Origin of the sequence: Thermocrispum sp. (assembly GCF_002919275.1) — a bacterium.
Lineage (GTDB): Bacteria > Actinomycetota > Actinomycetes > Mycobacteriales > Pseudonocardiaceae > Thermocrispum > Thermocrispum agreste.
This window is the reverse complement of the sequence record NZ_PKFA01000014.1, coordinates 65,974-90,064: the sequence shown is the minus strand read 5'-3', so window position 1 is coordinate 90,064 and position 24,091 is coordinate 65,974. Positions and strand designations below refer to the sequence as shown.

Below are 24,091 nucleotides of genomic sequence, written 5' to 3'. Positions count from 1 at the left end.
CAGCAGCTCGTGCGTGTTGGCGCCGAGGGCGATGTCTCCGCCGACGTCGTCGAGCAATGCGGCGAAGTGGGCCGCGACCGCCTCGGCCTTGGCGTGTGCGCGGTCCCACTTGGTGTCGACGTACTCGGCCGCGTCGGCGAACGCCTCTGCCTGCCCCTCCGCGGCGACATCCGGCCATGCCTGGTGCGAGTGACCGGTGAGCAGCAGCCGATCGGCCACCCGGAAGGCCGAGTAGTGCGGGGCCAGCGCATTCGGCGTGCGGCGGATGTCGGACAGCTGCAGACTCGTGGAAGCGTGCAGCGTCACAGCCGGTTCCTCACGGCCCACAGGTCCGGGAAGTGCGCCTTGTGCACGGTGGTGCGCAGGTAGGCCGCGCCCGCGGAGCCGCCCGTGCCCTTCTTCTCGCCGATGGTGCGCTCGACCATCTTCACGTGCCGGTAGCGCCACTCCTGGACGCCTTCGTCCAAGTCCACCAAGTGCTCGCACACGTTGGCAGGCACCTCGTCGTCGCGATAGACCTGCAGCAGCAGATCCTGCACTTCGGGCGACGGCTGGTACGGCTTCGTGACGTCGCGCTCCAGGATTTCGCGCGGTACCTGGTAGCCGTGCTTGACCAGGTAGTGCAGGAACGAGTCGTACAGCGAGCGCCTGGACATCCTGGCCGCGATCTTCTCCCTGGCCGCGGTGCCCTCCGGGTAGTGCAGGAACACGCTGTCGTCCCGCCTGCCGAGCACCGCCTCCAGCTCACGGAACTGGCCGGACTGGAATCCGCTGGACGCCTCCAGCCGGTCGCGGAAGCTGGTGAACTGACTCGGCGTCATCGTCTCCAGCACGTCGATCTGCGCCACGGTGACCTTGAGGATGGTCAGGATCCGGCGCAGCGTCCGGATGGCGTGCGACGAGTCCCCGGCCTCCAGCCTGACCTGCAGGTGGTCCAGCTCGTGCAGCAGCTGCTTGAACCACAGCTCGTAGACCTGGTGGATGACGATGAACAACATCTCGTCGTGCTCGTCGGAGCGTGGTCGCTGCGCGTTGAGCACCTCGTCCAGTGCCAGGTAGGACGAGTAGGTCAGAGCTGCGTGCTGTTTCGTCATGGGCGTGTCACCTCGTCGACGGACCGCTGCGGCGATCGGCCGGAAGCGGCGATGCTGTGGGTGGTACCGGCTTACCGGGGAGAGCAACCCTGCGTGATGTGGCAGGTCGCCCCAACAGCGCTCAGCAGTACTCCGAGAGGGACACCGAGTGCCGTCACGAGTGCCTGCCGATTGCCCTCGGTGACGGTAACGCCGATAGCGGCCTGTTGCGCCGCCCGCTTGAGTGTAACTTCCGTCACGCGTTCGTCGCCTGGTCGCCGACCTGGCCCTTCGCGCGCCGTTGCGGTGGCGCGGCCGTGACGCGAGATTCGGACTTCGCATCGCGGAAATGCCGCAGATTTTCCACTCGTGACCCGTTCAAGGCGTCAAGTCTTGACCTGATCGTGTGCCCTACGTAACTTTCGGTGGCGATCCATGCACGGGGTATCCACCGGCTCGGGAGGGGATTCATGACGCATCACGGACGTCGGAGACGCCTTGGCTTGGCCGTGTCCGCGGCGTTGGTGGCCGGGCTCGCGGTCGCCGCGCCGACCGGTGCCACGGCGGCACCCGCTGGTCCGCCGAAACCGACGCCCGCGCAGCGGGCCGAGGCCACGCTGGCCGGGATGACGTTGGAGGAGAAGGTCGGCCAGCTGTTCGTCACCGAGGTCTACGGCGGCGACGCGAACACCCCCGACCAGCGGAACGTCGACGCCTACGGCGTGGCGACCCCGGCCGAAGTGGTGCAGAAGTACCACCTGGGCGGTGTCATCTACTTCGCGTGGAGCAACCCGACCAACGACCTGAAGCAGATCGCCGAGCTGTCCAACGGGCTGCAGCGGGCCGCGGTCGGCTCAGGGGCCGAGGTGCCCCTGCTGATCGGCACCGATCAGGAGGGCGGGCTGGTCAGCCGCATGGGCCCGCCGTTCACCGCGATGCCGGGCAACATGGCGCTCGGCGCGGGCCGGAAGGCGTCGGCCACGCGCGCCGCCGCCAAGGTCATCGGCAAAGAGCTCAAGGCGCTCGGGGTGAACCAGAACTACGCCCCGGTCGCCGACGTCAACGTCAACCCGCTGAACCCGGTGATCGGTGTGCGGTCGTTCTCGTCCGACCCGCAGCTGACCGCCGAGCTGACCAAGGCCGCGGTGCAGGGCTACGAGCACGACGCGAAGATCTCGGCCACTCCGAAGCACTTCCCCGGTCACGGCGACACCGAGGTCGACAGTCACACCGGCATCCCGGTGATCGACCACACCCGCGAGGAATGGGAGCAGCTGGACCGTCCGCCGTTCGAGGCCGCGGTCAAGGCAGGCGTGGACACGATGATGACTGCGCACATCGTCGTGCCGGCGCTGGATCCGAGCGAGGACCCGGCGACGCTGAGCAAGCCGATCCTGACCGGCATCCTGCGCGAGGAACTGGGCTACGACGGCGTGGTGATCACCGACTCGCTGCGCATGGACGGCGTGCGGGAGAAGTACGGCGACGAGGAGATCCCGCTGCGCGCCCTGGAAGCGGGCGTCGACCAGCTGCTGATGCCCTTCGACATGGACTTGGCCTACAACTCCGTGCTGGACGCGGTGGCCTCCGGCCGGATCTCCGAGGAGCGCATCGACCAGAGCGTGCGTCGCATCCTCGAGCTGAAGTACGCCAAGGGCCTGGTCGACGATCCGTTCGTCGACCCGGGGAAGGTCGGCAAGTACGTCGGCAATCCGGCGCACCAGGCGACGGCCAAGCGGGTCACCGACCGGACGATCACGGTGATCACCAACGAGACCAAGACGCTCCCGCTGGCCAAGAGGTCCAGGAACGTGCTGGTGACCGGGTTCGGTGCGGAGTCGACGGCCAACCTGGCGAAGGAGTTCACCAAGCGGCGCGCGAAGGCCACGGCGCTGGAGACGGGGTCGCAGCCGACCGATGCGCAGATCGCCGAGGCGGTGGCGGCCGCGGAAGCCAACGACCTGGTCGTGGTGCTGACCATGAACGCCTCCGACCGAAAGGCGACCGACCCGGGGGGCAAGCAGGAGCAGCTGGTCAAGGCGCTGCTGGCGACCGGCAAGCCGGTCATCGTGGTGGCGGTGCGCAACCCGTACGACATCGCCTACTTCCCCGAGGCGCCGACGTATGTCGCCACCTACTCCTACAGCCCCGTGGTGATGCCGTCGCTGGCCCGCGTGCTGTTCGGCGAGGTGTCGCCAAAGGGGAAGTTGCCGGTGTCGATCCCCAGCGCGGAGGACCCGGAGGTCACGCTGTATCCGTTCGGGCACGGCCTGAAGTACTAGCGTCCGGACCGAGGGGGCCGATCCCGGCCGTGAGCTGCGGCTGTCGCCGGCCGCGGCCCGGATCGGGCGCTGCTCCGGGCAGGTGGTTGCGAGCCGCCGGATCATGTCACCGTTCTCCGGCGGGCGTGAGCTGGCTAGTCTGCCGATCATGTCATGGAGGGGACGCGTACTCGCGCTCGGAGCGGCCGGGCTGCTCCTTGCCGCGGGCTGCTCGAACACAGTGCAGGGCGATGCCGCCGCGGGCAGCCAGGAGACCAGCGCCGGGAAGCCGGTCGCCGGGCAGAGCGAGGGCTTGATCGCCGCTCTGGGTGCCGTGCGGTCGACGCGGGAGAGCCGAGTCGCCTTCACTTACGGCGACATCGCAGCCATCCGCGACCTCGTCGAGCAGGATCGGAGCCGGTTCGAGCCGCTGAGCGGCTGGGGATGGGATGCGCTGTGGATCGAGCGGGAGAACGTCAAGAAGGGCATCGACCTCGACATCGACGCGATGCAGGAAGCGTTCGTCGCGGGCCTGCCGCCCGACTGGGTCGGAGTGATCCGCGGTGACTACGACGTGACCGCGGTGGAGGCCAAGATCTCGGCGCGGGGAGCGACGCCGAAGAAGGACGGCGAGGCCACCACGTGGGTTGTCGACGCGTCCCAGGGGATCGATTACGACGGCCCGTTCTCCGACGTGGTCCACACCAACGAGTTCAACGTCACCCGGACTGCCCCGGGTTCGTTCGCCTACTCCTCAGGTGCCGCGGCCATGGAGTGGGTGGCGGCTACGCAGGGCGAGACGCTGGCCGACGATCCGGTCACGATGGCCGCCGCCAACTGCCTGGGTGACGTCGTCGCGGCGGAGTTGTATCGGCCGGGGGACGGTCCGGACGTGGTCTACGCCGTCGGGGTACAGGTTGCCGCGCCGGACGACGTCACCGAGGTCGTGTGCATGGCTCCGGCTGACGGCAACGCGGAGCAACTGCGGAAGACATTCGAGCAGAGGCTGCCGGACGCGGTCGGGCCGGAGTTCGATGCGCTCCGCGGGGCCGAGGCCGTCGTGGATGGGGCAGTGGTGCGCGTGCAGGCTCCGGCACGGAAGGACCGGCCGGTGAGCGATGTTCGCAACTTCACCACGGTCCGCTCCCTGCCCGACCTGATGAGCGAGTAGGGATCGGAAGGCCGCGGCGCGGGCGCTTCGCGTGGACCGCAGCGACGCAGGCACGACGGCGCGCTGCGGACGGGCTGCCCGGCTGTGTTGGATGCAGCGACCGGACGCCGCCGAGAGCAGGAACGCGCCGCGACTGAACGTGTCAAACAGCCCGGAAACCCGCCTGGCCCACTTTGACGCCGTGTCGCGGTGAGGCCAGGGAGACGGGCCGTATTGCCCTGGCACGCGCTGGGACCAGGCCGTGCTCGGAGTGCGGCCGGGCGCGTGGGCGGCCCGACTGGTACCGGAGTGTGCGTGGATGGCGCAGGGTGCGGCATGCGATCGGTGGTGGGAACGACCGCTGGTGGGGTCGGGAGTCGCGGTGCGGCCGGGCAGCGCGCGGGTGCGGTGCGACCGGGCGTGGGATGAGCATGTCGGCTGGGAGTGCCCTGTGAGGACAGGGCGCGCGGGTGCGGTGCGACCGGGTGTGGGCGGCTGTGTGCCAGTCGGGAGTGCGTGGTGTGGCGGCGCAGGGTGCCCATGCGATCGGTGGTGGGGAGGACCGTTGGTGGGGTCGAGAGTCGCGGTGCGGCCGGACGGCACGGGGTGTGCGCTGCGGGCGGGCGCGGGATGACCGTGCCGTCGTATCTGGGGGTACCCGTGAGGTCAGGGGGCGCGGGAGGCACGGCGCGACTGGGCGGGCGGGTCGGGAATGTGTGGCGGGTGCGCGGGATGCGCCGGGACATCGGGCGCGGGGTGACCTTTCCGGGATGCGCCGGGGCATCGGGCCCGGGATGACCGTGCCAGGAAGCGTCGTCAGGCCCGGCGCCCCGGCATGGCCGCCATGCCGGCTTTACCAGGGCACGTCCGGCGAGCGGTGGAAGGCGATGCCCAGCGCCTCCAGCCGCGGGCCGTGCTTGGCCAGCCGCTTGCGGAAGTCCTGCCAGTTGCGGTCCTTCTGCGGCGTCCAGCCGACCTCGGCGATGGCCGCCAGCCGGGGGAAGGCCTGCCGCTCGATGTCGGCCTCGGTCTCCACCAGCTCGGTCCACAGCGGCGCCTCCACCCCGAGGATCGCCTGCTCGCCCACGCCCGCCAGGTAGCGGGCCGGATCCCAGTCGTAGGCGGTCTGCACGCTGACCGGGCCGGCCCACTTGTTGCCCCGGGCATCCGACTCGAAGTACTTCATGTCGATGTAGGTCTTGTCCGCGGGCGACATCACCACCCGGTTGCCGGAGCGGGCGGCGGCTGCCGTGGCGGCGTGGGCACGCTCGAGCCGCCAGTACTGCACCACGGCCTCCTTCGGCAGGTCCGCCTCGGCGTACTCGTGCCAGCCGATGGGCCGCTTGCCCGCCTCCAGCACCATCGGAAGGACCTCGCCGATGAACCGGCGGTAGGCCTGCGGCTTGGTCGACTGCGCCTCGTCCCCGCCGATGTGCAGGTACGGACCCGGAGTCAGCTCGGCGACCTCCTCGATGACGTCCCGCACGAACTCGTAGGTTTTCGGCTTCTCCACGCACAGCGTGGAAAACCCGACCTGCGTGCCGGTGTACGGCGAGCGCGCCTTGCCGTCGCAGCTCAGCTCCGGGTAGGCCGCCAACGCCGCCTGGGTGTGACCGGGCATGTCGAACTCGGGCACGATGGTCACCCCGCGCCGCTGGGCGTAGCGGACGATCGACGTGTAGTCGCGCTGGCTGAACCAGCCGCCTCGCCCGCCGCCGACCTGGGTGCGGCCGCCCACCCTGGTCAGGTTCGGCCACTTGCGGATCTCCAGCCGCCAGCCTTGGTCGTCGGACAGGTGCAGGTGCAGATGATTGATCTTGTAGCGGGCGATCCGGTCGATGTGCCGTTTCACCGTCTCGGCGTCGAAGAAGTGGCGGGCGACGTCGAGCATCGTCCCGCGATAGCGGAAGCGCGGGTAGTCGGTGATCACTCCGCCTGCGATCACCAGATCGCCACGCGGACGCTTCCCGGCGACGACTTCAGGCGGGAGCAGCTGCAGCAACGTCTGCACACCGTTGAGCAGGCCCGCCCGGTCCGCTCCGGTCAGCGTCACGCGAGTGCGAGTCACCTCGAGCCGGTACCCCTGCGGCGGAAGATCACCCGAATCGGCGAGTTCGAGCGCGATCACCTGCCCGCGCGGGGTGTCCGGCAGCTCGTACCGGGTGGATCGGCGCAGCGTCTCGCGCAACAGCCCGGCGGCGTCGGAGGCCGCCCGAGCAGCCCGCGGCTCCTCCGGCGCGACGATCGCGGTGGTTTCGTCCAGTGGGAAGTTCTGCTGCGGTGCCTGTTCCACCCGCACCGGCGCGGGGATGACGTCAGTCAACTGGGGATTCCCTTTCGGCAACGTCACGGGAGCAGGAGCCCGCGACGACGTCATCGCAGGCGGCGCGGGTGATGGCGGCGTCGGCTGGGCGGGCGGTTCGCTCGTCGGGGTACACGCGGTGAGCAAAACCGCTCCGACCAGCGAGCAACCTAGCGCTCGGGCCCGGCGTCTACGCACAGAATGCTTGCCGCGAGGATGCACCCGTCCAGCACAACACGACAGCAATTCGCCCCGTGTGCCGGGGTGGCGATCGCGGTACCCGACATACTGGAGTTCCGCGCTCGGACGACGGAGGGAGGGCCGATGTTCACCGACCTGGCCGGCTCCTTGCTGTCGTTCGCCAAACAGCTGTTCGGCCCCGGCATCTGCCCGGGCGAGTGGGTGTGGGCCACGATGACCGCCGGGGCGCTCATCGCACTGCTGCCGGTGCTGGCCTCGGTGATCGTCGCGCTGGTCCGCAAAGTGACCGGCAACGTCTACAACACCGCGACCATCGCCACGTTCGCCACCGTCGGCGGTGTCTTCGTGCTGGTCCTGCCGTGGATGCTGATGATGGGCGCCTCGGAGGTGTACCACGCGGCGTTCACCGGTGGCGGTCCCGGGCGCACCGGGTTGACGTTCGCCGACCTGGAGTCGCTGCGCACCACGGAGTGCGAGCTGGTCGGCAACCAGCGCAAGCACCTCGGCGGCGGCCAGAACGTCTTCGAGGTGGTCTTCTACCCGAAGAGCTCGCTGTCGTACTGGCTCTACCTGATCGCGCTGGTGGGCCTGCCCCTGCTGGTCGGGTTCTTCGTCATGCTGCAGGCGCGGATGGCGATGCGGCGCGGGCCGCACTGGCCCGCCCGCCTGCTGTGGGGGCCGTTCGTGGCCCTGGCGCTGCTGAGCATGCCGGTCAGCGCCAACACCGCCATGTACCTGTGGATCGGTTTCCTGCCGATCTCGGTGCTCGGCCTGGTGCCGCTGGCGATGATCGGGCCGCCCAGCTGGCAGGCCATCCGCCGGGCTGACCAGAAGGCCGCCTTGGCCGCGGCACCGCCCGCCCCACCGCCCTACCGGCCGGAGCCCGCACCTCCGCCACCGCCGCCACCACCCCCGCCGAAGCAGTACGCGCCCACCGCGCTCGCGCCCCAGCCGGAGCCGGGCAGCCCGGGTGGTCCGGTCCCGGCGATGGCCGCGGCCGCCGCGCCGTTGCCGAGGAAGCACGGCAGGTACCGCAGGGTGCGCAAGCTCGGCCACGGCGGCATGGGCACCGTCTGGGAGGCGATCGACACCCAGCTGGACCGCCGGGTGGCGCTGAAGATCGCGCACGCCCCGGACCCGGACACCGAGCAGCGCATGCAGCGCGAGGCCAAGGCACTGGCCCAGATCAACCACCCCAATTGCGTCAAGGTCTACGACCTGGTGGAGGAAGAGGACGGCCTGGCGCTGGTGATGGAGTACCTGGAGGGCGAGGCGCTGGCGTTCGCGGTCGACCGCAACGGCCCGATCGACGACGTCGCCGCCGCCCGGCTCTGGTCGACCATGGCCTCGGCGCTGCTGGCCGCGCACGAGCGGGGCGTGTTGCACCGGGACGTGAAGCCGTCCAACGTGATCATCGACCCCGCGGGTACGCCGCACCTGATCGACTTCGGCATCGCGCGCAGCAAGGACGACGCGAAGATGACGGCCACCGGGATGATGATCGGCACCCCGGACTACACCGCGCCGGAAACGGCGAACGGTGCGCCGGCCACGCCCGCGTCGGACGCCTGGCAGCTGGCCGCGACAGTCAGCTACGCGCTGACCGGCCACCCACCGCGCGGGGTGAAGGAGAACCCGATGGCCGCGCTGATCGCGGCATCCCGGGCTGAGCCGCCGAGCCACCTGCCCGAGCGCAGCGTGCACATCCGGTTGCTCCGCGCCTCGCTCGACGCCCAGCCGCGCAACCGCCCGACGCTGCAGACCGTGGTGCGCGAGGTGAATGGCTGGCTGGCCAAGGTCGGGGAGTCCCGCGAGGGCCCGGTGACGCGGATGATGCCGCGGGCCTGAGCCACGCTGGTCGCGCTGCTGCCAGGGGGCGGATGCTGCTGGCGCTCGGAATTCACGCGGGGTCGTGCTGCCGGTCGTGCCGGGCGAGGCAGGTGCTGCCGGGGCCTGCTGAACCACACGATGCCGTGCTGGTGGCGGATCTCGCGGTGCGTGGGCTGTTGCTGGTTGGTCGGCTGGTGCGTTGGTTGGCCTGGTCTTGTCGGGTGGGTTGCGGGGGCTGGTCGGCCGGGTTTGTGGGTGGTCTGGGCAAGCGTGCTGTTTTGCTGGTCGAGGCGGTGCTGTGCTGGTGGCGGATCTCGCGGTGCGTGGGCTGTTGCTGGTTGGTCGGCCGGTGCGTTGGTTGGCCCGGCCGTGTCAGGCAGGTCGTGAGGCTGCTGGTCGACCGAGCTACGAGCGCCGCGCGCGGGCTGGCCGATGCCGCTGAGCCAGGCCCGTGACAGTCCGGAAGCGCCCGTGCCCGCAGGACGACGGACCGTCGCCGCATGCGGGCTGTGCTCGCCTGGCACGGCACAGTCGAGTCCGACCGCTGCCCGCAGGCTCGGTGCGTCATGACGGTACTACCTGGTCCGGTACGGCTACCAGGTGCCGCGCGAGATCCTGGAGCGCCGACGTCGCCCTACGGCGCCTGCCGCTCAGGTCAGCTCGGCGAAGCGTTCGGTGTCTTTCGCCTTGCCCGCCACGATCAGCAGGTCCCCCGGCCGCACCATGGTCTCCGCCGTGGCGTAGGTGAACCCTTCCCCGCGCCGCTTGATGCTCACCACCGTGATGCCGTACTTGCTGCGCAGCTGCGACTCACCGAGCGTGCGGCCGACCGCTTCCCGCGGCGCCAGGGTCTTGACCATGGCGTAGTCGTCCTCGAACTCGATGTAGTCCAGCATCCGGCCCATCACCAGGTGGGCCACCCGCTCGCCCATGTCGTGCTCGGGCAGTACCACGTGGTGCGCCCCGACCCGCTCCAGGATCTTGGCGTGCTGGCGGGACAGCGCTTTCGCCCAGATCTTCTTGACTCCGAAGTCCGACAGGATCGACGTGGTCAGGATGCTCGCCTCGAGGTCGGCTCCGATTGCCACCACCGCGCGCGGGTACTCGTGCACGTTCAGCTGGCGCAGCGCCTCCTCGTCGGTGCTGTCCACCACGGCGACGTGCGTCAGGTCGTCGGCCCACGCGTTCACCAGCTTCTCGTTGCGGTCCAGGCCGAGCACCTCGGTGTTGCCGCTCACCAGCTCCAGCGCCAGCGAGCTGCCGAACCGGCCGAGGCCGATGACGACCGCGCGATTGTCCGAATGTTCCTTCTTAGCCAACGATCGGTCGCTCCTCCGGTAGTTCGTAGCGGCGCCTGCGTTCGCGCAGCGCCAGTGCGGTGGCCGTGGTGATCGGTCCGATCCTGCCGATGAACATCAGCCCGGCGAAGATCAGCGCGCCGGCGACCGGCAGGTGCTGGGTCAGCCCGGTGGACAGTCCCACGGTCCCGAACGCGGAAATCACCTCGAACAACACCTGCTCCAGCCGGTAGTCGGTCAACGCCAGGACGACCATCGTCGTCGTCATCACCAGTCCGACACCGAGCAGCGCCACCGTCAAGGCCTGCCGCTGCACCATCGGCGACAGCCGCCGCCCCATCACGTGCACGGTCGGTTCGCCCCGGATCTCGGCCCAGATGACGAACGCCAGCAGCGCGAACGTGGTGACCTTGATGCCGCCCGCGGTGCTGGCGCTGCCGCCGCCGATGAACATCAGCACGTCGTACAGCAGCAGCGACTCGGAGGTCATGTCGCTGACATGGATGGTGGTCAGCCCGATGGAGCGGGGGACGACGGACCCGAACAACGCCGTCACGATCTTCTCGCCGACCCCCATCGGGCCGAGCGTGAGCGGGTTGTTCCACTCGGCGATCAGCAGGAACACGAACCCGACCACCAGCAGGATGGCCGAGGTGAGCAGGGTGATCTTGGTGTGCAGCGACCAGCGTCGCGGGTGACGAGCCCGCCTGCCCAGCTCGAACAGCACCGGGAAGCCGATCCCGGCGATGATTCCCACCACGGCGATCGGAATACCCATCCAGGCGTCGCCCGCGTACCTGGTGAGGCTGTCGGAGTGCAGGGAGAACCCGCCGCCGGTGAACGTCGAGACGCTGTGGAAGACACCGGAGTACAGCGCCCTGCCGAACGGCACGTGGTAGCCGATCATTAGCCGCGCGGTCAGGATCACCGCCAGTGCGGCCTCGATGACCGCGCAGATGATCACCACCCGCCGCACGATCAGCCGCACGTCGCCGAAGCCGATGCCGCGCATCTCCGCCTGCATGGTCATCTGCATCCGCAGGCTGAACCTGCGGGCCACCAGCAGCCCGAGCACCGAGGCGATGGTCACGATGCCGATGCCACCGATCTGCATCAGCACCAGCAGCACCACGTGACCGAACTCCGACCAGTAGAACTCGGTGTCCACCACGGTCAGCCCGGTCACGCAGACCGCCGAGGTCGAGGTGAACAACGCGGTGACGAAGTCGGTGGACTCACCGCTGGCGGTGGCCACGGGCAGCATCAGCACCAGCGTGCCGAACAGGATGAAACCAGCGAAAAGACTCAGTACCGCGCGGGTGGGGTGACCACCGCCCGGCATCAACGTGCCCAACGCTCGGCGCGCGGCCGCAGCCCGCGTCAGCGGACGTGGAGGAGGATCCTCCGGCGCGTCCTCGATCACGTCAGCAGCTTACTTCCATGACGGCAACCACAGCTCGGCTTCCCAGCGCGCGTGGGTGATCGATTCGCCGTTGAGGATCGGCCACAGCCAGACGAAGTTCGCCACCACCAACCCCACGTACAGCGACACCGCCAGCAGCCCGGTGCCCCGGCGTTCCAGCCCGGCGCTGGCGCTGCCCAGCACCTGGCCGAGCACCAGCGTCAGCGCCAGCACCAGGAACGGGGCCATCGGGGTGGCGTAGAAGAAGTACATCTGCCGGTCCACGTCCCGGAACCAGGGCAGGTAACCGGCGAAGTAGCCGGTGAGCACCATCGCGTAGCGCCAGTCCAGCCGGAAGACCGCGCGCCACAGACCCCACAGCAGCACCGGCACGGCCAGCCACCACATGGCCGGGGTGCCGATCAGCATGGTCGCTCGGACGCACTCGTCGCGGCCGCAGCCCGCGGCCTCCGGGCCGTTGCCCCAGTAGTAGAGCATCGGCCGCAACCCCATCGGCCAGGTCCACGGCTTGGATTCCCACGGGTGCGGGTCACCCTCCGGGGTGTGCAACCCGGCGTGGAAGTCCAGCACGTTGACGTGATACGCCAGGAAGGACCGCACCGTGTCGGGCAGCAGCCCGGCCAGCACGCCGCCCTGCCCGGTGATCTCGACGTAGTGGCGGTCGGTGGCGGTCTCGCTGGCGAACCACGCCCACCAAGTGGCGACGTAGACCGCCACGGCCAACACGCCGACGGTCGCCACGGCGGGGAACAGGTCGCGGCGCAGCACTCCGCGGAGCGGGCGCTCGACCCCGGCGGTGCGTCGCGCGCTCCAGTCCATCGCCAGGATGAGCAACCCGAAGGCCACCACGAAGTACAGGCCGGACCACTTCACCCCGCAGGCCAGGCCGAGCAGCACGCCGGCGCCGACTCGCCACCACCGGTAGCCGAGCCGCGGTCCGTACGAGTCGTCGCCGATCCAGCCCTTGCGGACCGCTTCGGCGAGCCGTTCGCGCACCTGTTCGCGGTCCATCACCACGCAGCCGAACGCGGCCACCACGAACACGGTGAGGAAAATGTCCAGCATCCCCATGCGCGACTGGACGTGCAGCACGCCGTCGCAGATGAGCAACACCCCGGCGATCGCGCCGAGCAGCGTGGACCTGGTCAGCCGGCGCGCGATGCGGACGACCAGCAGCACCAGCACGATGCCGGAGATCGCGGCGGTGAACCGCCATCCCCAGCCGTTGTAGCCGAACAGCCACTCGCCGATGGCGATCAGCTGTTTGCCCACCGGCGGGTGCACGACGAGTTCGTAGCCGTAGTTGTCCTCGTAACCGCCGTTGCGCAGCATCTGCCACGCCTGTGGCACGTAGTGCTTCTCGTCGAACACCGGGGTGCCGTGGTCGGTGGGCCAGCCAAGGTTCCACAGGCGCACCACGGCCGCGAGCGCGGTGACGACCGCGGTGACGATCCACGAGCGGGCACGGTCCGCCGGCAGCGGACGCCCGCGCAGCGCCAGCTCGACGTCGGAGGGAGGACGGCCACCACCGAAGCCGGGGTAGCTGGCTCGGAGGTCGTCCGGCAGAACCGCGGTCACGGGGCACCATGGTAGGTCCAGGAACGTGAGGGCCGTGTGCCGTTGGATCGGCGCCACAGCGGCTGGCGGCGGCCCGACACCCCGGTTCGGCGGGCGCGGCCGATTTAGGATCGCCGGGTGACTGGAGTCTTGCTGCTCGCCGCGACCCCGCTCGGGGACAGCCGGGACGCCTCGGACCGTCTCAAGGAAGCGCTGGCCACCGCCGACGTGATCGCCGCCGAGGACACCCGCCGCACCCGTGCGCTGGCCGCTGCGCTCGGCATCCGGCCGTCCGGGCGCATGGTCAGCTTCTACGACGCGGTCGAGCAGGCGAAGGTCCCCGCACTGGTGGATGCCGTCCGCGCCGGCGAGACGGTCCTGCTGGTCACCGACGCGGGCATGCCGAGCGTCTCCGATCCCGGGTTTTCCCTGGTCGACGCCTGTGTGCAGGCGGGACTGCCGATGACGTGCCTGCCCGGGCCGTCCGCGGTGACCACGGCGCTGGCGCTGTCCGGTCTGCCCGCCGACCGGTTCTGCTTCGAAGGCTTCGTGCCGCGCAAGGAAGGAGCCCGCCGGGCCTTCCTCACGGCGCTGGCCGACGAGCCCCGCACGGCGGTGTTCTTCGAAGCCCCGCACCGGCTTGCCCGCACGCTGGCCGAAGCCGTGGCGGTGCTGGGCGGCGGCCGGCGCGCTGCGGTGTGCCGGGAGCTCACCAAGCGATACGAGGAGGTCCGGCGCGGCACGCTCGCCGAACTGGCCGAATGGGCCGCGGAAGGCGTCAAGGGCGAGATCACCGTGGTGCTGGCGCCGGCCGAAAAGACGCTCGTCACGGTCGAGGAGCTGGTGCCCCGCGTCGAGGCCGAGGCCGCGGGCGGACAGCGGCTGAAGGACGTGGTCGCCTCGGTGGCCCAGCGTGCCGGTGTCTCCGCACGTGACCTCTACAACGCGGTGCTCGCCGCTCGGAAGCGGGCGGGCGGCTAGCGCGCCTCCTGGGCCTCCAGTTCGCAGGCCTGCTCGGGAGTCGGGTGGTGCGGCTCTTCGGGATCACGTGGCAGCGTCTCGGGCGCGGGCAACCACACCACGGCGGCCAGCAACGTCAGGGCGCCGGTCAGCCCGAACGCCCACCCGTAGGTACTGCCTTCGGCGATCAGCCCGGCCACGTACGGCCCGATGATGGCGCCGACGTCGGCGGCCATCTGGAACGTGGCCAGCACCGGCCCGCCGCGGCCCTTGGAGCCCACGATGTCGGCGACCGCGGCCTGGTTCGGCGGGGTGAGCACGCCGGTTCCGATCCCGGCCACCGCGCTGGCCAGCAGCATCTCCACCACCGAGGTGGTCAGCCCGAGCCACACGGTGCCCGCGCTCGCGACCACCAGGCCGGCCAGGATCAGCGGCTTGCGCCCGATCCGGTCGGCCAGCCGCCCGGTGGGCAGCAGCGCGAGCACGTTCACCGCCGCGTAGACGCCGAAGGCGATCCCGGACAGCTCTTCCCTTTCGTGCAGCACCTGGACGATGAACAGCGGCAGCAGCGCCACCCGGACGCCGAAGACGAACCAGCCGAACGCGAAGTTGGTCAGCAGGGACGCCCGGTAGGCGTGGTTGCGCAGGGCCTGGCCGATGGTGACCGCCGGGGCGGTCTCCGCGTCGACCCTGCCGATCAGCGTCGACTTCCGCAGCAACAGCCAGACCAGGAACGTGGCCACCACCAACAGCGCCGCGTAGATCAGGAACGGCGCACGCAGCGAGATCGTCATCAGCCCGCTGCCGCCCAGCGGCCCGACCACGTTCCCGGTGAGGAAACCGGCCCCGAACAGGCCCGATGCCCGGCCGCGCAGCGGCGGCGGGGTCAGGTGGATCAGCAGCGCGACCGCGGAGACGGTGAACATGGTCGACCCGATGCCGCCCAGCCCGCGGAAGACGACCAGCTGGGTGTAGGTCTGGGCGAATCCGGCGGCGCCGGTAGAGACCGCCACGATGATCAGGCCCCACAGGTAGACCTTGCGCTCGCCCAGCTTGGTGATGAGCGGGCCGGTGGCCGGGGCGAACACCAGGCGCGCGCCCGCGAAGGCGCTGACCACCAGCGAAGCGGCCGAGATGCCGACGTCGAAGCTCTTGGCGAAGACCGGGATGGCCGGCGCAACCAATCCGAACCCGGCGGCGATCAGCACGTTCGCGGAGACCAGCACCCACACTTCGCGTGGCAGCGCCCGGTAGCCGAGCTGCGGTTGCGTTGTCGTCGACACTGACCCTCCTTGGTTAGCAACGCTAACCGAAGCCAACATCGGGTCCGCAACCGAAATTCCCGGCATCCCGGGCCAGAACGGACTCCAGCGGCGCGGCCTTGTGCAGACACTCCTGCCACTCCAGCTCCGGGTCCGACGACGCGGTGATACCGCCGCCGACGCCGAGCTCGACCACCCCCGAGCACAGCTCGAAGGTGCGGATGGCGACGTTGAGCTCGAGCCCGGCCACCGGGGAGACCATGCCGACGGCGCCGCAGTAGACCCCGCGCGGGGCGATCTCGAGGTCGGCGATCACCTCGAGCGCGCGGAGCTTCGGTGCCCCGGTGACCGATCCGGGCGGGAACGCCGCACGCAGCAGATCGGCGTCGGTGCAGCCCTCGCGCACCGTGGCACGCACGGTCGACTCGAGGTGCCAGACCCCGGGAGCCGGGCGGACCCGCAGCAGCTCCGGCACGGTGACCGAGCCGACCACGGCGACCCGCCCCAGGTCGTTGCGCACCAGGTCGGTGATCATCACGTTCTCCGCGACGTCCTTGACCGACCGGCGCAGCTTCCCGGCGTTGGCGTCGTCGGCGGGGCCGCGCCTGGGCAAGGTGCCCTTGATCGGGGTCGAGTGCACGGTGCGGCCGCGCCGGGACAGGAACAGTTCCGGGGACAGCGAGACGACCGCACCCCAGTCCCCGGACAGCAGGGCGGCCCGCCGTGGCCGCAGCGCGGTCACCCCGGCGGCGAAGAGTTCCGCGGGCCGTCCGTCGAACGTGCCGGTGAACCGGGTGCAAATGTTCGCCTGATACAGCTCGCCCGCGCTGATCGCTTCCAGGCACGCGCGCACCGCCTTGGCGTGCGTGGCTTCATCCGGGCGCCGCAGCACGGCTGGGGTCCAGCCGGTCGGCGCCGGGGCCGGCCCGGTGAGCAGGGCGGTGAATTCCGCGGCGAGTTCGGCCGTGTCGTCTCGGCCGAGGGATTCCAGCCACCAGCAGCCGTCGGCGTCCAGCCGCAGGACGTGGTCGGCCCACCCCCAGGCCGCCGCCGGGAGCCTTCCCCGAGCTCCCGGCGGGGCCGCGAGATCATAGCCAAGATAGCCGAGCCAGCCCCCGCCGACCGCGCCTTTTTCCCTCGCCGGAGCGACGTGCGGGACGCGGGCCGGGACCTCGTACGCATCGTGCGAACCGGCTGGTGCAAGCCGCACCGAGGGAGCCAGCACCGCCCGCGAACCGAACCAGACGCCGGTCAGCGCCGCCGGAGGGGGCAGGCCGCGGCGCCGGGCCCTGGCGTCGAGCAACGCCACGACCTGGTCCACGGAAGCGGAGACATCGAGCCGAACGCAATCCAGCCGCACCGCCTCATACTGCAGCGCGGCACGGTCGGCGGAGAAGACCGGAATTGCCTCGGGCGGGCCCGCCTGCACCCGGCGCGGCCCCCGGCGCGATGGACGCTGACCAGTGCGAACTCGTTTCTCGCCGACCCGTAGGCTAGACAAACATGAGCACCCCGATCCTGACCGCGGTGGCCTGGCCCTATGCCAACGGCCCCCGCCACATTGGCCATGTCTCCGGTATCGGCGTTCCTTCCGACGTGTTCGCGCGATACCAGCGAATGGCGGGCAATCGGGTGCTGATGGTCTCCGGCTCCGACGAGCACGGCACGCCCATCCTGGTGCAGGCGGAAAAGGAAGGGCTCACCCCGCAGCAGACCGTCGACAAGTACCACCGGATCATCGTCGACGACCTGCAAGGCCTCGGCGTGACCTACGACCTCTACACCAGGACCACGACGGGCAATCACGCCAAGGTGGTGCAGGAGCTGTTCCTGGCGATGCACCGCAACGGCTACGTCATCCCGCAGCGCACGCGCGGGGCGATCAGCCCGTCCACCGGCCGCACGCTGCCCGACCGCTACGTCGAGGGCACCTGCCCGATCTGCGGTTACGACGGCGCGCGCGGCGACCAGTGCGACAACTGCGGCAACCAGCTGGACGCGGCGGAACTGATCAACCCGAGAAGCCGGATCAACGGTGAGAAGCCCGAGTTCATCGAGACCGAGCACCTGTTCCTGGACCTGCCCGCGTTCACCGAGACGCTGGGCAAGTGGCTGGCAGGCAAGACCGACTGGCGGCCCAACGTCGTCAACTTCACTCGCAACCTGATCGACGACATGCGGCCCCGGCCGATCACCCGCGACCTGGACTGGGGGGTGCGGATCCCGCTGGACGGGTGGCGCGACCAGCCCCTCAAGCGCTTCTACGTGTGGTTCGACGCGGTGATCGGGTACTTCTCCGCTTCGGTGGAGTGGGCACGCCGCAGCGGCGACCCGGAGGCCTGGCGGGCCTGGTGGAACGACCCGGCCGCGCAGTGCGTGTACTTCATGGGCAAGGACAACATCACCTTCCACGCCCAGATCTGGCCCGCGCTGCTGCTCGGCCACAACGGCGCAGGCGACAAGGGCGGCACGCCCGGCCCGTTCGGCGAGCTGAACCTGCCCACCGAGATCGCGTCGTCGGAGTACCTGACGATGAGCGGGTCGAAGTTCTCCACCTCCCGCGGCACGGTCATCTACCTGCACGAATTCCTCGCCGAGTTCGGGCCGGACACGCTGCGGTACTTCATCTCCGCGGCCGGGCCGGAGACCCAGGACGTGGACTTCACCTGGGAGGAGTTCGTCCGCCGGGTGAACTTCGAGCTGGCCAACGAGTGGGGCAACCTGGTCAACCGGGCGCTGTCCATGGCGTACAAGAACAACGGCGCCATCCCGCGCCCCGGCACGCCGACCGAGGCCGACGAGCAGCTCAAGGCTCAGGCCCGCGCGGCGTTCGACACCGTGGGCGATGCGCTGGCCCGCTCGCGCTTCCGGGCGGGCATCTCCGAGGCGATGCGGGTGGTCTCGGCGGCCAACAAGTATCTGTCCGAGCAGCAGCCGTGGAAGCTCGGGGACGACCCGGAGCGACGGGACACCGTGCTGCACACCGCACTGCAGGTGGTTCAGGACGCCAACACCCTGCTCACGCCGTTCCTGCCGCACGCGGCGCAGAAGGTGCACGAGGCGCTGGGCGGCACCGGCGTGTGGGCGGCCCAGCCCGAGGTCCGCGAGGTGGAGGACCTGGACGTGCCCGGCAAGATCAACCCGATCATCACCGGTGACTACGGCGCCGAGCAGGCGCGCTGGGAGTCCCGGCCGATCGAGGTGGGCCGCCCGCTGAGCAAGCCCAAGCCGCTGTTCGCCAAGCTCGACCCGAAGCTGGCGGAGACCGGGCCGGACTTCGCGCCGATCAAGTGAGCCGGACCGAACGCCCACCGCTGCCGGAGCGGCTGCCCGTTCCGGCCGTGGACGCACACACCCACCTGGACGCCTGCGGGGCGAGGACGGCCGACGACGTGACCGACATGCTCGGCCGCGCCGAGGCGGCCGGGGTGACTCGCGCGGTGACCGTCGCGGACGACCTGGCCTCGGCGCGGTGGGCGGTCGAGGCGGCCACCTGGGACGACCGGCTGTATGCGGCCGTCGCCATCCACCCGACCCGCACCAGCACGTTCGGGGAGAAGGAGCAGGCCGAGATCGAACGCCTCGCCAAGCATCCGAGGGTGGTCGCCGTCGGCGAGACCGGCCTGGACTACTACTGGGACTTCTCGCCGCCGCGCGCCCAGCAGGAGGCGTTCCGCTGGCACATCGACCTGGCCAAGCGGATCGGCAAGCCGCTGATGATCCACGACCGCGAGGCACACGACGACGTGCTGCGGATCCTTGCCGAGGAAGGCCCACCCGAAACGGTGATCTTCCACTGCTTCTCCGGTGACGAAGATGTCGCGCGCCGGTGTCTGGACGCCGGCTACGTGCTCTCGTTCGCCGGACCGGTGACCTTCCGCAACGCGGGAGCGCTCCGGGACGCGGCGAAGCTGGCTCCGCTCGGCCAATTCGTGGTGGAGACGGACGCGCCGTTCCTGACGCCGCATCCTTTCCGAGGTAGGCCCAACGAACCGTACTGCGTCGCCTACACCCTGCGCGGCCTCGCCGAGCTGCGCGGGGACGATCTGGCCGAGCTGGCCGCCGCGACCACGGACGCGGCCGAGCGGGTGTTCCGACTCCGTTCGGTCACGGCCAGATGAACAATGTGTGATGTCGGTTCGGGCAGACTGCTCCAGTCGAGTGGGTGTGAAAAGCGCCTATTACTCCGAGGGGTGTTTGCACTCGGAGGTTGCGTCCGTTATTGTCCCGTGACCGTACGACTCTCGGAGGACACGCCGACGTGACCTCCACCGGCGCGGGTCGCTTTTCCCCCGGAGTGGCTCGCACCGGCTGAGCAAGACCCTTACCCCGAAAGGGCAGTACCCCGTGACCGACGATGAGTGGCGCCCCGGCCCGCGTACGTCGAACATCGCAGTAGCGTCGCGCACAGCGCTCGCCGAGCGGCCGTCGCCCGGCCAGTCCGGGCAGCCGTACGGCCACGGTTACTACGGCAGCCAGCCCGGCAAGCCCGGCTTCGCCGGCTTCGACGAGGCGGCTTGCCTGGCCGAGCTGGAGCGTGAGCTGGACAGCTCGCTGTTCTCCCCGGAACCGTCGATCACCGAGCAGGACGTGTACGCCACGCTCGGCCCGCAGGCCGGCGAGATGCTGCGCACCCTGGACATCGACGTCGACGAGCTGATCCGGCTGATCAACGCCGAGACCACCCTGCTGCCGCCGATCGAGGAGGTCGACGCCGCTTCCGATGCGGAGCAGGCGGCCGAGCAGCCGGAGCAGCAAAAGGTCACCCCCGCCCAGAAGTGGAAGCATCGCTTCCTCAAGGGCGCGGTGATGGCGGTGCTGATGTCGCTGGCCGGCGGTGGCGTGGCGCTGGCGATGAACAAGAGCGTCACGATCAACATCGACGGCAAAGAGCGCGTCGTCAGCACGTTCGGCACCACGGTCGGCGACGTGCTGGAGGACGCGGGCATCAAGGTCGGCCCGCATGACGCGCTGTCGCTGGCCCCGCACGCCGAGATCGGCGACAACGGGGTCATCAAGCTGGAACGGGGCCGTCTGCTGACGGTCATCCAGGACGGTGAGCAGCAGCAGACCTGGGTGCGCGCCACCAAGGTGCGCGACGCCCTGGTGCAGCTGGGCAAGAGCAACCTGGTCGCGCAGGGTGCGTGGATCTCCGCGCCGCAGGACGGCGACGTGCCGTTGAAGGGCATGATCCTGGAGATCAAGACCCTGAAGAAGATCAAGCTCGTCGACGGTGGCGAGAAGCCGCAGACCGTGCAGACGCACGCGGTCACCGTCGAGGAGTTCCTCAAGGCCAAGGGCATCAAGCTCGGCCCGAAGGACAAGGTCGAGGACGGCCTGAGCCGCAAGCTCAAAGACGGCTCGTCGGTCTACATCACCCGCACCGGCACGTTCACCATCCAGGTCAAGGAGCCGATCGAGCCGCCGGTCAAGGAGATCAAGGACAACACGCTCGAGGCGGGCAAGACCAAGGTCGTCGAGGAGGGCAGGGCAGGCCTCGCCCTGGTCACCTACAAGGTGACCAAGAAGAACAACGTGGAGATCGCCCGCAAGGAGATCGACAAGAAGATCCTGCGCGAAGCCAAGGAGCGGGTGGTCAGGGTCGGCACCAAGATCGACGACGCGAGCGTCTGGGATCGGCTGGCCCAGTGCGAATCCGGCGGCAACTGGACGATCAACACCGGCAACGGCTACTACGGCGGCCTGCAGTTCAACAAGGGCACCTGGGACGCCTACGGCGGCGGTGCCTACGCGGAGTACCCGCACCAGGCCACCCGGGAGCAGCAGATCGCGGTGGCGACCAAGCTGCGCGACGCCAACGGTGGTTACGGCGCCTGGCCGCACTGCTCGGCGAAGCTGGGCCTGCCGCGCTGACCGTCCGGCCGCATGCCGGGCGTCCTGCCGTGCTCTCCGGCGTACGGTGCCGATGCCCCGGCAGGCCTGCTGCCTCCGGCCGATTAGGCTGCGCGGGTGACCGTTGCGCTCCTCGGACCGGCAGACATCCGCAGGCTGGCCGACGAGATCGGGCTGCGGCCGACCAAGAAGCTCGGCCAGAACTTCGTGCACGACGCCAACACGGTGCGGCGCATCGTGCAGCTGTCCGGCGTCGGCTCCGGCGACGTGGTGCTGGAGGTCGGGCCGGGGCTCGGTTCACTGACGCTTGGGCTGCTCGCAGTCGGAGCGCGAGTGCATGCCGTGGAGGTCGACCCGGCACTGGCGCAGCGCCTGCCCACGACGGTCGCCGAGCGCGCCGGTGGCGCAGCGGACCGCCTGCATGTGCTGACCGCGGACGCGTTGCGTCTTGCCGCGAGCGATCTCCCTGAGGCGCCGAACGCGTTGGTGGCGAATCTGCCCTACAACGTGGCGGTGCCGGTCGTGCTGCACCTGCTCGGCGAACTTCCTTCGCTGCGGACGGCGCTGGTGATGGTGCAGACCGAGGTGGCGGACCGCATGGCGGCAGGACCAGGCAGTCGCAGCTACGGCGTCCCCAGCGTGAAGCTGGCCTGGTACGGCACGGCGAAGAAGGTGGCTGCGGTGCCGCGAGCGGTGTTCTGGCCAGTGCCCAACGTGGACTCGGCGCTGGTGGCCTTCCAGCGCGGCGAGCCGCCCGCGCAGGTGCCTGCCGACGAGGTGTTCGCCGTGGTGGATGCGGCTTTCGCGCAGCGGCGCAAGACACTTCGTGCCGCGCTGGCCGGATGGGCGGGGTCGGCACAGCAGGCGGAGAAGCTGCTGCGGGCCGCGGACATCGATCCGGCTGCTCGAGGGGAGCAGCTGGCCGTGGCGGATTTTGCTCGCCTGGTTGCGGTGCGTGGGTAGCCGGGACAGGCACCGATCCTGCGCGGGGCCGGTAGGTCGGGACGCGGGGTCGGGCTGCGCCAGGAGCAAGCACCGACCCTGCGCGGGGCCGGTCCCTGCCGGTCAGCGGCCGCGGGCATGCCTGCCGGTCAGCGACAGCGGGTATCGACGGTGGCCGGTCACACGGGCAGCGGGTGCGGACCGCAGGGGCAGGGTTGCCGCCGGCGGGTGCGGAACGGGCGCGCACGAGCTGGCCGATCGCTCGGTCGCCGGGCACCCGCGGCTCATACTTTCGGTTGAATTACCGGCGCGGCCGCCGAAACGGAGCTCGCTTTTTGCGCTGACCAGGCGAAATCGTCCTGTTACCGGGTGCAATCGGATCACCTCGTCGAACTTCACTCACCTGGCCGTTGTGCCGCGGAAATCGGGCGACGCTGCGTCAAGATCGGCGTCCGCTGACGCGGCGATCCGTGTGATGTGGAACAAGAACGGATCGGCCGGTGTTGCCAATGACGAACGCCATCGGCTGTAATGCAAGGGCATCCATCCCGAGCGGCCGAGAGACCTGGCTCGATGACGTCGCAGCAACCACCCACCTCGGTGGGCAGGTGCTAACGCCAGGACCGATGGAGGAGTTTGGCATGTTTCGGTCTCTGTTGCTGACCAAGCGTCGCGTCGTCGATCAGTGCAAGCGCACGGTCTGTGCTTGTTGCCGCTGACGACCCTGCCACCCGTTCGTCCTCGATTCCCTTTTCGCAATCCGTTTCGCATGCGCGGAAGCGGTGTGCGTTGGGTTGCGCGGCTTTCAGGAGACCGACTTGATCATCATCGACACGATCACCAAGACCATCCCTTCCCGCGAACATCCGCCGTCCGCCCTGCGTGACGTGACATTCGAGATCCCGTCCGGCGCGATTTTCGGGTTGCTCGGCCCGGCAGGCGCGGGCAAGACCACGTTGCTGCGGCTGCTGGCGCTGCGCGAGGCGCCGGAGGCAGGCCGGATTCTGGTCGACGAGCTGGACACCGGTGCGCTGACCGGCCGCAAGCTGCGTGACCTGCGGACCCAGTTCACCTTGGTCGACGACTACACGTTGCGCGCGGAGCGCACCGTGGCGGGCAATGTGGCGCTGCCGCTGGAGCAGCTGGGCCTGGACGGTGCCGCCCGCCGGATTCGCGTCGCCGAGCTGCTGGACCTGGTGGGGCTGAGTCGCGCGGCGATCAGCGCGCCGAGCGAGCTCAACGAGGGGCAGCGGCGCCGGGTGGTGCTGGCCCGCGCACTGGCCGCGCAGCCGTCGGTGCTGCTGATCGACGAGCCGACGGCAGGCCTCGACGTCGAGCAGGCCGCGGGTGTGCTTGCCGCCATCGACCGGGCGCGTGCCGAACTGGGCATCACCGTGGTCCTGGCGACGAGGCAGGCGGCCGTGGTGCGCAAGCTGTGCGACGGTGTCGCGCTGCTCGCCGACGGGCGCCTGCTTGAGGCGGGCACGGTGCTGTCGCTGCTGACCGACCAGTCCAGCTACACGGCCCACGCCTTGCTGCCGAAGGTGACGTCGGCCCCGCAGGTGGCGCGGGAGTTCGACGCCGTGGCGGACGTGCTGCTGGTCGGGCACGCCACGGTGAACACGCTGCTGCCCGCGGCCGCAGACCGCAACGACGTGCAGATCGCCACCATCAGCGGTGGCATGACGCGCGTGGTCGAGACCCCGGTGGCCCGCTACCGCATCGGCGTGCAAGGCGACCGGGCGGACCAGGCGCTGGCGTGGATTCGCGACCACGGCGGCCTGGTCGCCGTGCACACGACCGCTCCGGCCCCGGCGGCCCCGGCACGTCACGAGGTGGTCGAGCAGCTGCTGCAGACCGCCGCGTGAGTTCTTCGCCGGGCAGGCCTGTGTCTGCTGCGCGGCGATGCGGATCGGTGGCCAGCACGGCACGGGTCAGCACGGCACTGTCGCCCGTGGCGCGTGGGCAGGACACACGCT

Annotated in this window: 16 protein-coding genes, 1 pseudogene and 1 riboswitch; of the genes and pseudogenes, 9 read left to right on the top strand and 8 right to left on the bottom strand. The window is 70.0% G+C overall.

All coding sequences use genetic code 11. The annotated features are described in order from the left end of the window. Positions 1 to 306 (bottom strand): annotated as a pseudogene (locus tag CXP56_RS03005) (kynureninase); the annotation flags it as partial. Beyond that, complete coding sequence (locus CXP56_RS03000) at positions 303 to 1,094, bottom strand: tryptophan 2,3-dioxygenase (RefSeq protein WP_286899715.1); 792 nt, start codon at positions 1,092 to 1,094, stop codon at positions 303 to 305. The pseudogene CXP56_RS03005 and the gene CXP56_RS03000, both read right to left, overlap by 4 nt. Positions 1,095 to 1,543: 449 nt before the next feature. On the opposite strand from CXP56_RS03000, the gene CXP56_RS02995 reads away from it, so the two are divergent. After that, on the top strand, positions 1,544 to 3,355 hold the full coding sequence (locus CXP56_RS02995; RefSeq protein ID WP_028847566.1) for a glycoside hydrolase family 3 protein: 1,812 nt from the start codon (positions 1,544 to 1,546) through the stop codon (positions 3,353 to 3,355). Between the two features lie 148 nt (positions 3,356 to 3,503). Next, positions 3,504 to 4,505 (top strand): hypothetical protein, encoded by a 1,002-nt coding sequence (locus CXP56_RS02990; protein ID WP_156899196.1) that lies wholly within the window; start codon positions 3,504 to 3,506, stop codon positions 4,503 to 4,505. Between the two features lie 832 nt (positions 4,506 to 5,337). On the opposite strand, the gene CXP56_RS02985 is transcribed toward CXP56_RS02990, so the two are convergent. Beyond that, complete coding sequence (locus tag CXP56_RS02985) at positions 5,338 to 6,807, bottom strand: beta-N-acetylhexosaminidase (RefSeq protein ID WP_245566637.1); 1,470 nt, start codon at positions 6,805 to 6,807, stop codon at positions 5,338 to 5,340. A 303-nt stretch (positions 6,808 to 7,110) separates the two neighbouring features. Between CXP56_RS02985 and CXP56_RS02980 the strand changes: the two genes are divergently transcribed. Then, positions 7,111 to 8,835: a serine/threonine-protein kinase gene (locus CXP56_RS02980; RefSeq protein WP_286899714.1), complete on the top strand. Its 1,725-nt coding sequence runs from the start codon at positions 7,111 to 7,113 to the stop codon at positions 8,833 to 8,835. Between the two features lie 632 nt (positions 8,836 to 9,467). Here CXP56_RS02980 and CXP56_RS02975 read toward each other — a convergent pair. Genes CXP56_RS02975 through CXP56_RS02965 form a run of 3 tightly spaced genes read right to left on the bottom strand, consistent with a single transcriptional unit; the run spans position 9,468 to position 13,116 of the window. Then, the gene (locus CXP56_RS02975) at positions 9,468 to 10,136 is read right to left on the bottom strand and encodes a potassium channel family protein (RefSeq protein WP_028847570.1); all 669 of its coding nucleotides are present in this window, start codon (positions 10,134 to 10,136) and stop codon (positions 9,468 to 9,470) included. Continuing rightward, a complete protein-coding gene (locus CXP56_RS02970) occupies positions 10,129 to 11,538 on the bottom strand; it encodes a TrkH family potassium uptake protein (protein ID WP_286899713.1) in 1,410 nt (469 codons plus the stop codon). Before CXP56_RS02970 ends, CXP56_RS02975 begins: the two co-directional genes overlap by 8 nt. Positions 11,539 to 11,547: 9 nt before the next feature. Continuing rightward, positions 11,548 to 13,116: a dolichyl-phosphate-mannose--protein mannosyltransferase gene (locus CXP56_RS02965; protein WP_286899711.1), complete on the bottom strand. Its 1,569-nt coding sequence runs from the start codon at positions 13,114 to 13,116 to the stop codon at positions 11,548 to 11,550. A gap of 117 nt (positions 13,117 to 13,233) precedes the next feature. Between CXP56_RS02965 and rsmI the strand changes: the two genes are divergently transcribed. Next, the gene (gene rsmI, locus CXP56_RS02960; protein ID WP_286899710.1) at positions 13,234 to 14,076 is read left to right on the top strand and encodes a 16S rRNA (cytidine(1402)-2'-O)-methyltransferase; all 843 of its coding nucleotides are present in this window, start codon (positions 13,234 to 13,236) and stop codon (positions 14,074 to 14,076) included. On the opposite strand, the gene CXP56_RS02955 is transcribed toward rsmI, so the two are convergent. Beyond that, positions 14,073 to 15,338, bottom strand: a complete 1,266-nt coding sequence (locus CXP56_RS02955; protein ID WP_051310148.1) for an MFS transporter — start codon at positions 15,336 to 15,338, stop codon at positions 14,073 to 14,075. The genes rsmI and CXP56_RS02955 overlap by 4 nt on opposite strands. 22 nt (positions 15,339 to 15,360) lie before the next feature. Beyond that, positions 15,361 to 16,677 (bottom strand): aminodeoxychorismate synthase component I, encoded by a 1,317-nt coding sequence (locus CXP56_RS02950; protein ID WP_051310245.1) that lies wholly within the window; start codon positions 16,675 to 16,677, stop codon positions 15,361 to 15,363. A gap of 143 nt (positions 16,678 to 16,820) precedes the next feature. Between CXP56_RS02950 and metG the strand changes: the two genes are divergently transcribed. The 5 genes from metG (at position 16,821) to CXP56_RS02925 (ending at position 23,980) form a co-directional block, all read left to right on the top strand. Then, positions 16,821 to 18,611 (top strand): methionine--tRNA ligase, encoded by a 1,791-nt coding sequence (gene metG, locus CXP56_RS02945; protein ID WP_028847575.1) that lies wholly within the window; start codon positions 16,821 to 16,823, stop codon positions 18,609 to 18,611. Next, the gene (locus CXP56_RS02940) at positions 18,608 to 19,438 is read left to right on the top strand and encodes a TatD family hydrolase (RefSeq protein WP_028847576.1); all 831 of its coding nucleotides are present in this window, start codon (positions 18,608 to 18,610) and stop codon (positions 19,436 to 19,438) included. The genes metG and CXP56_RS02940 overlap by 4 nt, the downstream gene beginning before the upstream one ends. 226 nt (positions 19,439 to 19,664) lie before the next feature. Then, a complete protein-coding gene (locus CXP56_RS02935) occupies positions 19,665 to 21,191 on the top strand; it encodes a resuscitation-promoting factor (protein WP_342665107.1) in 1,527 nt (508 codons plus the stop codon). Positions 21,192 to 21,287: 96 nt separating this feature from the next. Further along, on the top strand, positions 21,288 to 22,133 hold the full coding sequence (gene rsmA, locus CXP56_RS02930) for a 16S rRNA (adenine(1518)-N(6)/adenine(1519)-N(6))-dimethyltransferase RsmA (protein ID WP_028847578.1): 846 nt from the start codon (positions 21,288 to 21,290) through the stop codon (positions 22,131 to 22,133). A 519-nt stretch (positions 22,134 to 22,652) separates the two neighbouring features. Continuing rightward, positions 22,653 to 22,745, top strand: a riboswitch (SAM riboswitch). A gap of 185 nt (positions 22,746 to 22,930) precedes the next feature. Then, positions 22,931 to 23,980: an ATP-binding cassette domain-containing protein gene (locus tag CXP56_RS02925; protein WP_286899705.1), complete on the top strand. Its 1,050-nt coding sequence runs from the start codon at positions 22,931 to 22,933 to the stop codon at positions 23,978 to 23,980. The last annotated feature ends 111 nt before the right edge of the window (positions 23,981 to 24,091 follow it).